Genomic DNA, 16,013 nt, shown 5'->3' on the forward strand with positions numbered 1-16,013 from the left:
GTTGTACATTATGGTACAGCAAATTTTGTGCTCTTTCTGGCTGCGTTTGTAACCCAATCAGTTGACTATTATAACTGGCGAGATTGTCCTGTGCTTTTTGCAGATTGTTCAGTGTATTGTTCAGTTTAGCTTCAAGCTGTTTCAGAGACAAAGTAGCCAGATTTTGCTTATATTCATTCTCATTCTGTTGGGAATTATTCTTCAGGCTTGCTAATTCAGTGGTGAGCTGTTGTGATTTCTGTGGTAATTCCTGTAAATTTTTTTTAAGTTGCTCAGAATCCAGCTTAACTTGATCTATTTTATCAAAGAAAGAGAGCGTTTTTTCTAAGTCGACTATTGAGGCTTTCTCCTCAACTGTATGCTCCTTACGCTCGGTTAACACTTTAAGTTGATTCTGGATATCATCCCGCGTTGGAACATCACTGCTGAATGCAGCCATAGCTGGATGAAAAAAGCATGACAGCAGAATAAATAAGCTCACCAGCCCTAAAAAGCGAAAATACAGCATCCCAGGTCTTTTATTGCACAAGACCCCCTTATTGAGTACTGCACTCAAATAGTGGTTAAATGGAACCATGAATTCATTTACTCATCGTTTGCAGATAATGGAATGATAGCACTGAAGTGCGGGTAACACTGCTATGTTTATTTTTCAGCTCAGTGTCAAGAACCTGCTCTTGAGAGCATATAATTACTGACCATAATAAAAATTGATTCCATTCATATTTATCTCATGTTATTCAAAATTTGTTTTCTTCAATATGGCGCATGTGATGGCTATATTTTAGTGTATCAATGAAACTATCCACCAGATATACAGATTGCTCCTGAATATTAAAACTGTCCGGCGCAAATAACCAATTCTCCAATAACCCAGTCATTAATGCTCTTAGCATAATAGCTGAACGTTTTGGATCGATATCATGAGGCAACTCTCCCGATTGAATACAAGCAGCCAACACGTCTTCTATTTTTTGATAATCGGAAATACATACCTCCCGAATCTGTTCAGCCAATAAAGACATTTCTCCAACAAACTCACATTTATGGAAAAAAATTTCCATTAACAAACGATTCTGGCAATTACCCGTCATCATTTTTAACAGAAAAATCAACAGAGATCTCAATACAAGGAGTGGATTATTGGGATATTTTGCTTGATACTCTTTTTCAAAAGCATCTATTGTGCTTTCGGGCATTTTACAAGCAGCAAAAAGTAAATCAGTTTTGTTTTTAAAATGCCAATAAATTGCGCCACGTGTTACACCGGCTGCAATTGCGATATCTGATAATGACGTAGCAGAAACGCCACGCTCAGAAAAAACCTTTATCGCAGCTTCTATAATTTGTTGACGAGTTTCTTTAGCTTGCTGTTTAGTTTTTCGTGCCATTTTTATGCCATAAACTTTGTTTTTTAACCGAGGCTAATTTACATACATTCATGTATGTTTGTACTATAGCATCGCTCATCAATGAAGTAATAATTTCACTCGTTAGCACTCATCAATTCGAGAGTTTACATTGAAAAATTGAGGTTTACTTATGCGAAAAATCAGAGGGGTTGTGCCTCTGGCCATATTATTGGTACTTTCAGGCAGCTTCATTCTCTCAGGATGTAATGACAGTCAAGATTTTCAGCAAGGGGCTGCTGGCGAGCAGGTTCCTGAAGTCGGTATCGTAACGCTGAAAGCTGAACCTCTGACAGTGATCACAGAATTACCGGGCAGAACTTCAGCTTATCGTGTTGCTGAAGTACGCCCTCAAGTCGGTGGCATCATTCTGAAACGTAACTACAAAGAAGGCAGTGATGTTCATGCCGGAGATTCTTTATATCAAATTGATTCAGCAACCTATCAAGCAGATTACAGTAAGGCCAAAGCAAATCTGGCCAGAGCAGAAGCAAACGAAAGCGTCGCTCGTTTAACTGTTGAACGCTATAAGTCATTATTGGGTACGCAATATGTCAGTAAGCAGGAATTTGATAAAGCAAATTCCGAATATGCTCAGGCTGCGGCAGATGTTCAATCTTTGAAAGCGGCATTGGAAAGTGCCCGCATAAGCTTAGCTTATACTAAAGTCACTTCTCCCATCTCAGGACGTGCAGGTAAATCTACCGTCTCTGAAGGAGCTCTGGTTTCTGGCGGACAGGCAAATGCTTTGACAACAGTCCAACAACTTGATCCTATCTATGTTGATATCACGCAATCCAGCGATGACTATCTGCGGCTTAAGAATGAGATCGCAAAAGGCACAGTTCAGAGAGAAAACGGTAAGCCCAAAATTCACTTAATCACTGATGCAGGGAAAATATATAGCCAGACTGGTCACCTTGAGTTTTCAGACATTACTGTGGATGAAACAACGGGTTCCATAACAATGCGTGCTGTTTTCCCGAACCCGAATGAAGAACTACTTCCTGGTATGTTTGTCCGTACCAAACTGGAAGAAGGTGTACGCAAAAATGCGATCTTAGTTCCGCAACAAGGAGTGACCAGAACACCTCGTGGTCAGGCAACGACACTAGTCGTTGATAAAGATAACAAAGTGGAGTTGCGTTCTATCAATGCCACTCAAGCCGTTGGCAACAAATGGCTGGTTACCGCAGGCTTAAAAGCAGGTGATAGAGTCATCGTCACAGGGTTGCAGAAAATCGCGCCGGGAATAACAGTTCAGCCAACGGAAGTTGATTTGGATGCCAAGCCTACAACAACTAAAACTGAATCAGCCAAAAAATCTCAATAAGGAGTTGGGGATTCATGCCTAAGTTTTTTATAGAACGACCAATCTTTGCATGGGTAATTGCGATTATCACTATGCTTTCTGGTCTGTTGGCAATAATGAAATTACCTGTGGAGCAATATCCTTCTATTGCACCGCCATCGATTTCTATCTCAGCAAATTATCCTGGAGCTGACGCAACAACAGTACAGAACACAGTCACTCAAGTTATTGAGCAAAATATGAATGGTATCGATAACTTAGTGTACATGTCTTCTAATAGTGATTCTGCTGGCCAAGTGAGTATCACACTCACCTTTGAAGCGAACACAGATCCTGATATTGCACAAGTGCAGGTACAAAATAAACTGCAACTGGCAATGCCATTGTTACCTCAGGAAGTTCAACAGCAAGGCGTTAGCGTTGATAAAACAACCAGTTCATTTTTAATGGTCGCGGGCTTCATTTCTGAAGATGATTCTATGACTCAGGATGACATCTCCGACTATATCGGAGCCAGTGTCAAAGACTCCCTCAGCCGCGTTACTGGTGTGGGTGAAGCCATGCTGCTTGGTACTCAGTATGCCATGCGTATCTGGCTCGATCCTGACAAGTTGGTCAATTATAAAATGACTGTACAAGATGTCATGAAGGCCATCAGAGATCAGAACAACCAAGTTGCAGCCGGTCAGCTAGGGGGAACACCTCCTGTTCCTGGGCAACGCCTGAATGTTTCCATCATTGCCCAGACACGTCTAAGTTCTCCCGAACAATTCAGCAATATCCTGATACGTGTAAATCCGGATGGTTCAAAAATCAGTCTAAGTGATGTTGCCACTGTTGAGCTTGGTGCTCAAAACTATGGCTTCATCGCCCGATTCAATGGTAAAGCGGCGTCAGGGCTCGGTATCAAATTAGCAACCGGTGCCAACGCCTTAGATACGTCTAAAGCGGTCAAAAAAGTACTGGCTGAGCTGCAACCATTCTTCCCGCATGGTTTGACCGTTGTATATCCGTATGACACAACCCCCTTCGTTAAGATTTCTATTTTCGAAGTGGTGAAAACACTGGCAGAAGCTATCCTGCTGGTCTTTGTTGTCATGTATCTGTTCCTGCAAAACTTCCGGGCAACACTGATCCCAACTATTGCAGTTCCGATCGTATTACTAGGTACATTTTCAGTACTGGCCGCATTTGGTTACTCCATCAATACGTTAACCATGTTTGCTATGGTACTTGCCATTGGACTACTCGTAGATGATGCAATCGTCGTGGTGGAAAATGTTGAGCGCGTCATGCAAGAAGAAGGGCTCTCACCAAAAGAAGCGACAAAAAAATCAATGGGGCAGATCCAAAGTGCTTTGGTCGGTATCGCACTGGTACTTTCTGCGGTATTTGTTCCAATGGCGTTCTTTGGTGGATCGACCGGTGCAATTTATCGTCAATTCTCGGTGACAATCGTCTCAGCAATGATATTGTCTGTCTTTGTTGCCTTGATCCTGACACCCGCACTCTGTGCAACCATGCTTAAACCCGTTACTAAAGGCAGTCATGGCATTCAAACCGGTTTCTTTGGCTGGTTTAACCGCTTGTTCGAAAAAAGCACACATCACTATACCGATAGTGTAGGGCGTATGCTACGTGGTACAGGGCGTTATCTGCTGATTTATGTTGGACTGATCGCAGGTATGGCTCTGATATTCATGCGTATCCCCTCTTCTTTCCTTCCACAAGAAGATCAGGGGGTACTGCTGGCAATGGTTCAGCTACCTTCTGGATCAACTCAGGAGCAGACACAAAAAGTATTGGATGAAGTCAATGATTACTTCTATACCGATGAAAAAGACGTTGTTCAATCTGTATTTACCTTAAACGGCTTTGGTTTTGCTGGTATGGGACAAAATATGGGGCTGGCCTTTGTCAGCTTAAAAGATTGGGATGAGCGTAAGGCAGCAAAAGACAAAGTCCCGGCAATTCTAGACCGGGCTAACATCCGTTTTTCACAAATCAAGGAAGGGATGGTATTCGCATTTAACATTCCGGCGATTGTAGAATTAGGTTCCTCCAGCGGTTTTGACTTCCAGCTCATTGATAGAGGAAACCTCGGACATGAAGCGTTGATAAATGCACGTAACCAATTACTGGGCATGGTTGCTCAACATCCAGATATGCTCACGAGTGTTCGTCCTAATGGGCAGGAGGATACTCCTCAGTACCGCTTCTATATTGATCAGGAGAAAGCAGAAGCACTGGGTGTTTCCGTCAATGATATCAACACAACATTAAGTACGATGTTTGGTGGTGCTTATATCAACGATTTCATCGACCGGGGTCGGGTTAAAAAGGTCTATGTTCAGGCCTATTCAGCTTTCCGTATGTTGCCAAAAGATATTGGTAAGCTGTATGTCCGTAACTATTTCGGTGAAATGGTGCCATTCTCTGCATTCATAGATACTTCTAAAGAACCATGGATTTATGGTCCTCCACGTCTGGAACGCTACAACGGATTACCATCAATGGAAATTGTCGGTGAAGCTGCCCGCGGGAAAAGTACCGGTGATGCAATGGCTCTGATGGAAAAACTTGCTTCACAGTTGCCATCGGGTGTTGGCTATGACTGGACGGGAATGTCTTATCAGGAACGTCTATCAGGTAACCAGGCTCCGGCACTATATGCTCTATCATTGATTGTCGTGTTCCTTTGTCTGGCAGCGCTGTATGAAAGCTGGTCCATACCATTCTCTGTAATGTTAGTTGTACCACTAGGAATTATTGGTGCATTGCTGGCAACTTTAATTCGGGGTCTGGACAACGATATCTACTTTAAAGTAGGGTTGCTAACCACAATCGGTTTGTCTGCAAAAAATGCCATCCTTATCGTTGAATTCGCTAAGGACTTGCTGGAGAAGGAAGGTAAAGGACTAATAGAAGCAACTCTGGAGGCTGCGAGGATGCGTTTACGTCCGATTCTGATGACTTCTTTGGCCTTTATGCTAGGTGTCATGCCTTTGGTTTTGAGCAATGGTGCTGGCTCTGGTGCTCAAAATGCCGTAGGAACTGGCGTACTGGGAGGTATGATTGCTGCAACATCGCTGGCAATCTATTTCGTCCCTGTATTCTTTGTTGTAATTAGACGCCGTTTTAGCCAAAAAAATGAGGATATAAAACACATTTCATCTCCTCAATAAATCCAGTAATTAACTTAAAAGGCCACACTCGTGGCCTTTTATATCAACCCAATGACACCAACAACAAAACATCCTCTCTTGTATCCAACTTGGAAAAACCACTTTTACCACAGTTAAAATAAATACTTATGAAAAATTCTCTACTTTTAAAATGTGATATCTTTACGTTTTTTATAATAAATGGGAGATAAGTTGGTAACTTGACATCTGTTTCTTCTGATTACACCTTTAATGGTAAAAAGTGTTCCCCCTTGATGATGATATATGTAATAATGATGTTATATCGATTTTGAAAGTTCCAATACAATTACTCATACCCAAGTCGAATTCAAGTTGCAGCGTGATAACAAACAACTCACAAACCTCCAGAAGCCATAGATAACTATACCTAGATAACTGTGCCTGGATAACATATGTGAGTGAACGCAGCCAACGCTATAATCAGCAAAAAAGTAGCAATTTGAAAGATGAAGGGTATATAATGATTTTTGTACCTACTTGCTATAACATCTACTATATTAGTATAATCCAATATATTTGATGTCATATGTGTTTACATCCATATTTTTAGTAGCATACTAGCTTTTAGCCTTAACTAAGTGTAAATTGCTCACCTTTAAAAAAACGGATTGGTGAACGAAAGAAATATAGAGACTTATTATTAATAAATAATAATCATGTTTTGATAGGCTTAATTCTAAAAGAACGACTATAATAATTGATATGTATAAGCCTTAGCTCAAAATAAGCCGTGCATTGTTTACGGGAGGTGATTATGGATGAATATTCACCAAAAAGACATGATATTGCTGAATTAAAGTACTTATGTGAAAATTTAATTCACGAAGCATTTTCAGTGTTGAATCGCACTGATAATCATTGGATAAACGATCTGACTTCTGAAAAAAGCTTAAGACTAAACGAATTTATCGAACACATTACAGAGTTTGTTTGGAGTTTTAAAATTAAATATACTGACAACTACAACCTCAGTACCTTAATTGATAAATATCTGGATGAAACATATAATTTGTTTGGAAATGATAAGATAAGCTTTGTTGAACTGACAAAGTGGCAAAAAACAAATAAACACTTAACTAACATTCTGTTACATGATTTAAACGCTTCTTTAAGCAAAATCTGATAAATATATTCCTAACTATTTTTATACCAAATAAGATAAGGCGATTATGACTAAAACTGACTATCTGATGCGTTTGAGAAAATGCACTTCTATTGAAACACTGGAACGTGTAATTGAGAAAAATAAATATGAGCTTTCGGACGATGAACTAGAATTGTTCTATTCCGCCGCTGATCACCGCTTGGCTGAACTAACCATGAATAAACTCTATGATAAAATCCCGTCATCTGTTTGGAAATTTGTCCGCTAAGCTGCTGTGATCAGATAGGAAGTAGTGAAAGCCGGTAATTATTATCGGCTCCCCATATATTGGGTGATATGTAAACTAACTGTGGGTTAAAAATGGTAGGCTAAAAACCGCATCTTGAAAATGGGTGAGGGCTCTACCAGCGACATCCCAGCACACACATCCCCTGCTATGGCTGCTTCTTTCCAGACCTGACCAAGTTAACAAGTTAGCATTGCGGGAGAACCAATAGAGCCCCCATTGACGTTAGCTTCAAACTCCAAAGCGGCGGCTATTATCTTTCATACAATCTCAAATAGCAAGCCACTCCAATTTAAATGTCCATTTATTACCCACAATGATAGGTAAATCTTCAAAAAAGTTGTTTTAACACACAAAACAGCCTACAGCTTATAGATGGATTCATATCATCACTGACAATTTGTTCAAATATAATAACAAAACAACTCAAGCCTCATGAAACCAAGACCTATTCATTTGATTAAGTATCATTACCATCAAGTTAATTACAAACTCAATATCAGAACCAGAATAGAGATGCTATCCTTTAAGCACTAATACATAAGAGTTACAATCGTATTCCTAACAAAAATAACAAATAAAATAGTTTAATAAGATAGATCATTAATACTTTTCTATTTAAATATATTTAATCAACATCATGTTTGAAAGATGGTTGTTTAAAGAATTGCGCTTAAAAATTTGTGTTTAATCACATCTAAACAGCTATTAACCTAAATATCTAATCAATAAAAATGACTGGAACAACTAACAAACATGATAATCAATAAACACATTCGGTAGCCAAGATATCAATTTAAAATGATGTAATGAAATTTATGAAATCTCTCAAAATATACTCATGTCAATCATCATGTCACTTACCCTCAAAATTCTGATAAAAAACAAAAATAGCCATAAAAATCAATACATAAGAATAAACCTTAATACTTATCGTATCCTTTAATAGGAATTGATAAAATTAATAACACTCTCTTTCATTTCCTGATGAAAACATAAAGAAAAAATTTACAGATTGAATGGATTTTTTATTTTCCTCATAAAATAAAACACACTATCAGAAATTAATATATTATTGTTTTATACCCTATGGATTTCAAAATGCATCACGACGGGCAAGAGAACGAATTTGTTCAGCCAAAGGCTGGTCTTCGGTGAGAGGCTGGAGCATAGATAAGTTCTGTGACTGGGGGGGAGCGAGTGAAGCCAACAAAGATGCAAGCTTGAAATACGACGGGTATATAAAGGGTTACCTAATATTACAAAAATAAGGGCACATTATGAGTCAGGCATTGCAAAATTTAATCAACCTGATGCATCTGGAAAAGATCGAAGAAGGAATTTATCGGGGACAAAGTGAAGATTTGGGATTTCCTCAAGTTTTTGGTGGGCAAGTTATCGGTCAATCTCTATATGCAGCAAAGCAGACTGTTGCAGATGAGCGCATACTGAACTCCTTCCACAGCTATTTTCTCCGACCAGGTGATAGTCATAAACCAATTATTTACGATGTTGAAATATTACGTGATGGAGCCAGTTTCAGTGCCCGCCGAATCAGTGCTATACAAAATGGCCACCCTATTTTTTATATGACAGCTTCTTTTCAGGCTCATGAAGAAGGTTTTGAACACCAGGGTTCGATGCCAAAGGTTCCTCCTCCTGAAATGTTAGCACCTCAACAAGAAATAATTAAAAATATCTCTCATCAACTTCCTGACAAACTGAAAAGTGTGTTTTCAGCTTCTCCACCGTTAGAAATAAGACCTATTAATTTCCATAGTTCTATTAATAATTCATCAGAAGAGCCCATTCATTATGTCTGGTTTCGTAGCAATGGCAAACTGCCGGAAGAACTCTTTATTCACTATTGTCTGCTAGGCTACGCCTCAGATTTAAATTTTTTACCTACATCATTACAACCTCATGGTGTTCATTTTATGGAGAAAGGTATTCAAGTTGCCACTATTGATCACTCTATGTGGTATCACCGCCCATTTAGGATGGATGACTGGCTACTTTATGCAATTGAGAGCCCCTCAGCATCAGGAGGTCGTGGCTTTGTTCGTGGTCATATTTATAACCGTGAAGGTCTACTTATTGCCTCTGCTGCTCAGGAGGGTGTGATCCGTAAGCGAAAACATACCCAATGAAGAAAATATACTCAATATAGAAACTCCAGAGCATAGATAAACTATGCCCTGGGATGTTTTGAGAACAGGCTAACATCGTCAACAAAACAAAAAATGGAAAGGTGAATATTTAAACAAATTGATCAGTTGTAGGCACTTTCTCCGTGTGAAGTAATATCCAACCCCTCTCTTTCTGATTCAACGCTAATACGCAACCCAACCGCAAGGTCAGCAATTTTGAATGAGAAATAAGCAGTTACGGCTGACCAAACAACACACACCAATATACTGATAACCTGTATGCCAAATTGCCTTAGCATAGTCATTCCTTCCACAAATCCGGTTCCCCCCAAAGCAGAAGCAGTAAAAATACTTGTTAATAAACAACCAACAATACCGCATACGCCATGAACGCCGAAGACATCACAAACATCATCAACACGCAACCAACGTTTTAATACCACTACTCCCCACAAACCAGTGATCCCGGCAATCACACCAATTACCAGAGCTCCTCCAATGCCAACTGTTGCGGCAGCAGGAGTGATAGCAACCAGTCCGGCAATACAACCAGAACATGCACCTAAAAGAGAAGGCTTATCGCGTAATAACCATTCAGAAGAAATCCATGACAGTACTGCCCCCGATGTTGCTACCATTGTGTTCACTAGTGCCAGAGCAGCAATAGCATTCACGGCTCCCGCAGAGCCAACATTGAAACCAAACCAGCCAATGTAAAGAACTGCTGTGCCAATAAACGTCATGGGTAAGTTATGTGGTTTAAAAGCTTCCTTACCAAATCCTGAACGCTTACCCAGTAAGTAAGCACCAACTAAACCTGCAACCGCAGCATTAATATGTACAACAGTTCCACCTGCAAAATCCAATGCACCGTCCTGAGCCAGCCAACCACCGCCCCATACCATATGAGCCATAGGAATATAGGAAGCAGTAAACCACAAGACAATGAAAATCAATAAGGCAGAAAAACGGACTCTTTCACACAAAGCCCCAACAACCAAAGCTACAGTGATACAACCAAAAGCGCCCTGAAAAACGACATAAATCAATTGATAAAAACTGCCACTTAAATCAGTAATGGATATGTTTTTCAACATGACTTGCTTTAATCCCCCAAAGAAAGGGTTTCCCGTCTCAAAAGCCAAGCTATATCCATAAATAACCCAAAGCACACAAACAAGTGAAAAACTTACAATTACTTGTGACATCAATGACAAAACATTCTTACGACGCAACAACCCGCCATAAAATAAAGCAATACCGGGTATCGTCATAAAAATCACAAGAATCGTATTTATCAGCATGAATACCGTATCAGCTTTATCAACCGAGTTTCCCGCAGCAAAAGCGCAAGAAGGTACACCTGCTATGATGCTGATAACAGCAAACCATTGTTTTCTCATTTTTCACCTCCCCATTCACAGTGCTGCATCATTCGTTTCATCTGTCCTGATCCTGACAGCATGCTGTAATTCAAAGACAAAAATCTTGCCATCGCCCATTTTCCCAGTGAAAGCAGTTTGTTTTATAACATGAATGATTTCTTCCACTCGTTCATCATGAGTAGCAATATCAATTTTTACTTTGGGCAAGAAATTGACACTGTATTCAGCTCCTCGGTAAAGCTCTGAATGACCTTTTTGACGCCCAAATCCCTTTACTTCTGTAACAGTCATGCCTTGTATACCAATATCAGAAAGAGCTTCCCGTACTTCTTCTAATTTAAAAGGCTTAATGATGGTAGTGATCAATTTCATACTCCCCCCGTCTTTATCTGTATTTGTAAAATGATATTTGTAGAAACGCATTACAAAGATATTTGCAAAGGGAGTGCCAAGAATTTAAAAATGTTTTTAATCAAATCGTTACAAAGAATTCGTATAGATAGGAAATATAAGACAGGGAGTAACCTTTTCAATCACTCCCGATATGCACACTAAATGTGCAGCGGTTCATTTAAGGTTTCACCAACCTGTTGAAGCTGGTACATCTGGTAATAGCGGCCACGCCTTGCCAATAGCTGTTGATGCTGACCTTGCTCTACAATTGCACCACGATGCAGCACGAATATAGAATCAGCCTCAACAATCGTTGAAAGGCGGTGAGCTATAACCACTAATGTTGTATGTTTTCGGATCATCCGTAGCGCTTGTTGCACCGATTGTTCTGTTCCCGAATCAATATTCGCTGTCGCCTCATCCAAAATCAGAATTTGCGGTGTTTGCACCAAAACCCGTGCCATTGCCAAAAGCTGTTTTTGTCCGGCAGAAAGAGTATTTCCTTGTTCTCCCAATCTTGAATTTATCCCACCCGGTAACTTGCGAACAAACTCAGCCAGTTGTACAACTTCCAGAACCTGCCAAACTTTTTCCTCACTAATATCTCGCCCTAATGTAATATTATCGAAGAATGAGGCAGCCAAGACGACTGGATCTTGTTGAACCATTGCTACACCATTACGCAAGACAGTATGAGAGAAAGAAGACACGGATCGTCCATCAAGATAAATGTCACCGTTTTGCCATGGGTAATACCCCATCAGCAAATTGGCTAACGTACTTTTGCCACTCCCTGTATGCCCAACAAGCGCGATAAAGCCCCGTGACGGTACATGCAGATTGATATTATGTAACACAACTTTGTCATTACGATAGGAAAAGCTTAAGTTTTCGACATCAATTCTACCACTCGTCAAAGCTTGTTGATCAACACCGTACTGTTGCTGTGGACTATCCATTAACTCAAAAACCCGTTCGCCTGAGACCACGGCTTGCTGTAATAAGGATTGTTGAGCTGTCAGCTCAATCAATGGTTCATTTAGGCGTCCCAGATAACTAATGAATGCATACAATACACCAACCCCAATAAAATCTGTTCCCTGAAAGCCAAACAGTAGCAGTAGACCACACAACACTGCGGTAGAAAACAGGCTCAATAAAGGCCTTAACAGAATGCCATCCAATCGTAATGCCTGCATACGCGCCTGATAGTGAGCCCGATTAATGGCAAACAATTTCTCACCAAAGCGCGCTTGCTGACGAAATTGCTGAATGACAGCCATGCCATTAATAGCCTCATTAAAAACATTGTTAATATCAGCAAGATACACACGAACTCGTCGAATAATCGGTGTACTAAAACGCTGGTAAATTATCATCACAAGAAAAACAGCAGGAAAGATCGTCAGTGCAACACATGCCATACGCCAATCCAAAAAGAACATTGCTATCAACATTGCCCCAATTAGCGCAACACTACGAAAAACTGTTGGGATGACATTCACAAATAGATCTTTAATGACCTCAGTATCATTTGTCACACGAGATATTAATTGCCCAACAGGTTGGTTATCGAAAGTACTCAGAGGCTGGCGTAGTGCTGAATCCATGACATCCGTCCTGATCTGCTGTATAACGCCAATAGATGCCTGATTAAACAACAAAGACTGGAAATAATGTAAAGCAGCCGCCACTAACTGTAATATCAAAAACACAACCGCAAGACCACTAACAACATCAAGTGGAAGATTGCCCGTTGAAACTATGTTATCGATAAAATAACTGATAATCATCGGGCCACTAACTTCAGCCAATGCAGCAATCCATAACATCAATACAGCCAGACCAATTGGCTTACGGTAGTTTTTACTGTAAACCAACAGGCGTTTTAACGATGACCAAAAATTACGCGTATTAGACTTCTCCATATCAGTATTACTCATATTGACCATCCAATGCGGCTTCAAGTTGTTGGTAATGGTACATATCTGAATACCAACCAGATTGCGCAATAAGCCGTTTATGCTGCCCCTGCTGAGAAATCGCACCATTTTGCATCACCAAAACATTATCTGCTTCTACTAAAGCTGATAATCTATGTGCACTAATAATAACAGTACGTTGCTGCCGCCATTGGCTAAGATTTTTCATGATACGGTGCTCAGTCTGACCATCTACAGCAGAAAGCGCATCATCCAGGATTAGAATCTCTGCATCTAATAGCAATGCTCTTGCTATAGAAATACGTTGTTTTTGCCCACCAGAAAGCATCACTCCACGCTCTCCGACTTCGGTTTGATAACCTTGTGGTAACTGCAAAATATCATCATGCACATTCGCCAGACGGGCTACTTCTTCGATTTGTTCTTGAGTAGCATCAGGACACCCTAAGGCAATATTCCCTGCAACTGTATCCGAAAATAGAAAAGGAGTCTGATTCACAACCGCCAATCGTGATCGCCATTCTTCCAGCCTGAGTGTAGAAACATTGCGGGATTGAAACAGTATTTCGCCATCAGCGATATCAAACTGGCGTTGCAATAAAGCAAGCAACGTACTTTTTCCTGACCCCGTCGGACCACAAATTCCCAATAATTGACCCGGTAGTAACTGAAAACGAATATCTCGAAGAACAGGTACACTATGCTTTGGATAAACAAAGGAGTTGATATTTGCTATCAGTGTCCCGCGTTCAGCAGATAAAGAGTGTGAACCATCCTCAATCACCAGAGGCTCCTGTAATAAGCTACGGATCCGTGTATATGCCGCACTACCACGCTCAACAATATTGAACATCCATGCTAGCGCTAGCATAGGCCAAATCATTAGCCCCAAGTACATGACAAAGCTGGTCAACTCTCCTAATGTCAGAGAACCATTCACAACCATCCAACTTCCACCACCAACAGCCAATAAATTTGCAAGCGCAATAGCAATGAAGATAGTAGGGTCAAAGCGTGCATCCACACGTGCAACACGCATATTTTTACGTCCTGCCTCAGTGGCTACTTCTTCGAACTGGCTGGATTGTAGTTCTTCCAGCCCAAAAGCCTTTATCATTCGAATACTGGTCAAGCTTTCCTGAGCGTGGTTATTAAGCGTAGAAAATGCGCCTTGAGCCAACTTGAAACGATGGTGAAGTTGTTGGCCATATCGTTTAATCACTAACGCCATAATAGGCATAGGTAACAGTGATAATAATGTCAATTGCCAACTGATCTCCACACTCATCACAATAAGTACAGCACACCCCATTACTAAGGCATCAACTAAAGTAAGTACTCCCTCACCTGCAGCAAAAACAACTCTATCAACATCATTGGTTGCCCGGGCGATTAAATCCCCTGTTCTATGACGTAAATAGAATTCAGGATCTTGGCTGCTCAATCTCTGATAGAAATCACTGCGCAACTTAACAGCTAATCGATAAGAAGCACCAAATAGCCATACCCGCCAAACGTACCGTAGACCATATATGGCCAGTGCAATGATGAGCATAACGCTTATCCACATCAATAATTGACTGGACGACATTGTTTTTGCGCTGATGCCATCAACAATAATTCCAACCAAACGAGGGGGAATTAATTGTAATATCGCAATCATCACCAGAAAAATGACAGCACCTAAATAGCGACGCCATTCACTGAAAAAATACCAACTTAACTGAGAAAATAATCTCACAAACCTATTCCCGAGGTAAAAATGAAAGGATCGGCGACCACTTCACCAAAGAGATTTGAATAATTATCTAATCTGGTATGGGTAACGCCGTTGTATATTTTATTTTTTCCATTGCAAAGTTTGATGTTACATCAATCAAACCAGGTATCCCATTAACCATGCGTTTGTAGAAATGATCATAACTTTTCATATCAACAACTTCTACGTGCATTAAATAATCATATTCCCCTGCCATACGATAGAATGTTAAGACTTCCGGCATCTCTTTAACAAAAGAAACAAACTGTTCATACCATTCACTACTGTGCTGTTGAGTTTTTATCATCACAATTACAGTCAAACCTAACCCTAGTTTTTCACCATTAAGTAACGCAACTTTTCCAACAATATATCCTTCATCTTCAAGCCGTTTAAGACGCTTCCAGCACGGTGTAGATGTCAAATTAACGGCTTCTGCCAACGCATTTAAGGACAAACTACAATCCTGTTGGAGCAGCTCTAGTAGCTTACGGTCTGTTTTATCTAACATACCTATATCCTGTAGAAATATTTCCTAAAAATAGTACGCAATATCAGAAAAATAACAATCTATTTCTCTGAATGTAAGAGTAATATATACGTCAAAAATGTATTTTATCTGGGGTCAATTTATGTCGTCTTTATGGGCTACCAATGCCATAAAATCTATTCAAGCTGATTATCAACGCAGTGCTGATACGCATCTGATTAAACTCAACCTCCCCATGTTTCCTGAAGTCCATCTGTATCTCAAAGACGAAAGCACTCATCCCACTGGTAGTCTTAAACACCGACTTGCACGTTCCCTTTTCCTTTATGCACTCAGTAATGGTTGGATAGATGAAGGAACTCCTATTATTGAAGCCTCATCCGGTAGTACTGCTGTTTCTGAAGCCTATTTTGCTCGTTTACTTGGCTTGCCTTTTATTGCAGTGATGCCCGCTTGTACTGCTAAACGCAAAATTCAGGAAATCGAATTTTACGGCGGTAAATGCCATTTTGTAGAACATTCAGCCCAGATTTATGAAGAATCAGAACACCTGGCAAAAGAACTGAATGGTCATT

12 protein-coding genes, 1 other RNA gene and 1 pseudogene are annotated in these 16,013 nt (G+C 40.2%); 6 read left to right on the forward strand and 8 right to left on the reverse strand.

Going from position 1 to position 16,013, the window contains the following annotated elements; translation table 11 throughout:
- A pseudogene (locus AAC147_RS03685) lies at nt 1-529 on the reverse strand (mechanosensitive channel MscK); the annotation flags it as partial.
- Between the two features lie 211 nt (nt 530-740).
- A complete protein-coding gene (gene acrR, locus AAC147_RS03690; RefSeq protein ID WP_047685651.1) occupies nt 741-1,391 on the reverse strand; it encodes a multidrug efflux transporter transcriptional repressor AcrR in 651 nt (216 codons plus the stop codon).
- Between the two features lie 151 nt (nt 1,392-1,542).
- On the opposite strand from acrR, the gene AAC147_RS03695 reads away from it, so the two are divergent.
- From AAC147_RS03695 to AAC147_RS03710, 4 genes are all read left to right on the forward strand, one after another.
- Nucleotides 1,543-2,742 (forward strand): efflux RND transporter periplasmic adaptor subunit, encoded by a 1,200-nt coding sequence (locus tag AAC147_RS03695; protein ID WP_047685653.1) that lies wholly within the window; start codon nt 1,543-1,545, stop codon nt 2,740-2,742.
- 14 nt (nt 2,743-2,756) lie between these two features.
- Nucleotides 2,757-5,906 carry an efflux RND transporter permease subunit gene (locus AAC147_RS03700; protein WP_047685655.1) on the forward strand — a complete coding sequence of 1,050 codons (3,150 nt, stop codon included), beginning with the start codon at nt 2,757-2,759 and terminating at the stop codon, nt 5,904-5,906.
- A 775-nt stretch (nt 5,907-6,681) separates the two neighbouring features.
- Nucleotides 6,682-7,050 carry an Hha toxicity modulator TomB gene (gene tomB, locus AAC147_RS03705; protein WP_047685657.1) on the forward strand — a complete coding sequence of 123 codons (369 nt, stop codon included), beginning with the start codon at nt 6,682-6,684 and terminating at the stop codon, nt 7,048-7,050.
- 46 nt (nt 7,051-7,096) lie between these two features.
- Complete coding sequence (locus AAC147_RS03710) at nt 7,097-7,300, forward strand: HHA domain-containing protein (RefSeq protein ID WP_010845060.1); 204 nt, start codon at nt 7,097-7,099, stop codon at nt 7,298-7,300.
- A 131-nt stretch (nt 7,301-7,431) separates the two neighbouring features.
- Here AAC147_RS03710 and ffs read toward each other — a convergent pair.
- Nucleotides 7,432-7,528, reverse strand: an RNA gene (gene ffs / locus AAC147_RS03715) — signal recognition particle sRNA small type.
- 1,070 nt (nt 7,529-8,598) lie between these two features.
- On the opposite strand from ffs, the gene tesB reads away from it, so the two are divergent.
- Nucleotides 8,599-9,468, forward strand: a complete 870-nt coding sequence (gene tesB, locus AAC147_RS03720; protein ID WP_047685661.1) for an acyl-CoA thioesterase II — start codon at nt 8,599-8,601, stop codon at nt 9,466-9,468.
- A gap of 122 nt (nt 9,469-9,590) precedes the next feature.
- Here the strand turns inward: tesB and amtB are convergent, their stop codons facing one another.
- From amtB to AAC147_RS03745, 5 genes are all read right to left on the reverse strand, one after another.
- Nucleotides 9,591-10,871, reverse strand: coding sequence for an ammonium transporter AmtB (gene amtB / locus AAC147_RS03725; protein ID WP_047685663.1), 1,281 nt, complete (start codon nt 10,869-10,871; stop codon nt 9,591-9,593).
- A gap of 15 nt (nt 10,872-10,886) precedes the next feature.
- Nucleotides 10,887-11,225, reverse strand: a complete 339-nt coding sequence (gene glnK, locus AAC147_RS03730) for a P-II family nitrogen regulator (protein ID WP_047685665.1) — start codon at nt 11,223-11,225, stop codon at nt 10,887-10,889.
- Between the two features lie 179 nt (nt 11,226-11,404).
- Nucleotides 11,405-13,198, reverse strand: coding sequence for a SmdB family multidrug efflux ABC transporter permease/ATP-binding protein (locus AAC147_RS03735; RefSeq protein ID WP_047685667.1), 1,794 nt, complete (start codon nt 13,196-13,198; stop codon nt 11,405-11,407).
- The gene (locus AAC147_RS03740) at nt 13,182-14,930 is read right to left on the reverse strand and encodes a SmdA family multidrug ABC transporter permease/ATP-binding protein (RefSeq protein ID WP_047685669.1); all 1,749 of its coding nucleotides are present in this window, start codon (nt 14,928-14,930) and stop codon (nt 13,182-13,184) included. Before AAC147_RS03740 ends, AAC147_RS03735 begins: the two co-directional genes overlap by 17 nt.
- Nucleotides 14,931-14,997: 67 nt before the next feature.
- The gene (locus AAC147_RS03745) at nt 14,998-15,459 is read right to left on the reverse strand and encodes an Lrp/AsnC family transcriptional regulator (RefSeq protein WP_047685671.1); all 462 of its coding nucleotides are present in this window, start codon (nt 15,457-15,459) and stop codon (nt 14,998-15,000) included.
- A 121-nt stretch (nt 15,460-15,580) separates the two neighbouring features.
- Here AAC147_RS03745 and AAC147_RS03750 point away from each other — a divergent pair.
- Nucleotides 15,581-16,013 (forward strand): pyridoxal-phosphate dependent enzyme (locus tag AAC147_RS03750; protein ID WP_047685673.1); only part of this gene is annotated, 433 nt, incomplete at its 3' end.

Source organism: Xenorhabdus sp. NBAII XenSa04 (genome assembly GCF_963866145.1).
In the GTDB taxonomy this organism is placed as follows: domain Bacteria; phylum Pseudomonadota; class Gammaproteobacteria; order Enterobacterales; family Enterobacteriaceae; genus Xenorhabdus; species Xenorhabdus indica.

Excerpts from the sequence above, each read along its gene's own strand:
- acrR (WP_047685651.1), bottom strand. The coding sequence starts at position 1,391 with ATGGCACGAAAAACTAAACAGCAAGCTAAAGAAACTCGTCAACAAATT.
- AAC147_RS03695 (WP_047685653.1), top strand. The coding sequence starts at position 1,543 with ATGCGAAAAATCAGAGGGGTTGTGCCTCTGGCCATATTATTGGTACTT.
- AAC147_RS03700 (WP_047685655.1), top strand. The coding sequence starts at position 2,757 with ATGCCTAAGTTTTTTATAGAACGACCAATCTTTGCATGGGTAATTGCG.
- tomB (WP_047685657.1), top strand. The coding sequence starts at position 6,682 with ATGGATGAATATTCACCAAAAAGACATGATATTGCTGAATTAAAGTAC.
- AAC147_RS03710 (WP_010845060.1), top strand. The coding sequence starts at position 7,097 with ATGACTAAAACTGACTATCTGATGCGTTTGAGAAAATGCACTTCTATT.
- tesB (WP_047685661.1), top strand. The coding sequence starts at position 8,599 with ATGAGTCAGGCATTGCAAAATTTAATCAACCTGATGCATCTGGAAAAG.
- amtB (WP_047685663.1), bottom strand. The coding sequence starts at position 10,871 with ATGAGAAAACAATGGTTTGCTGTTATCAGCATCATAGCAGGTGTACCT.
- glnK (WP_047685665.1), bottom strand. The coding sequence starts at position 11,225 with ATGAAATTGATCACTACCATCATTAAGCCTTTTAAATTAGAAGAAGTA.
- AAC147_RS03735 (WP_047685667.1), bottom strand. The coding sequence starts at position 13,198 with ATGGTCAATATGAGTAATACTGATATGGAGAAGTCTAATACGCGTAAT.
- AAC147_RS03745 (WP_047685671.1), bottom strand. The coding sequence starts at position 15,459 with ATGTTAGATAAAACAGACCGTAAGCTACTAGAGCTGCTCCAACAGGAT.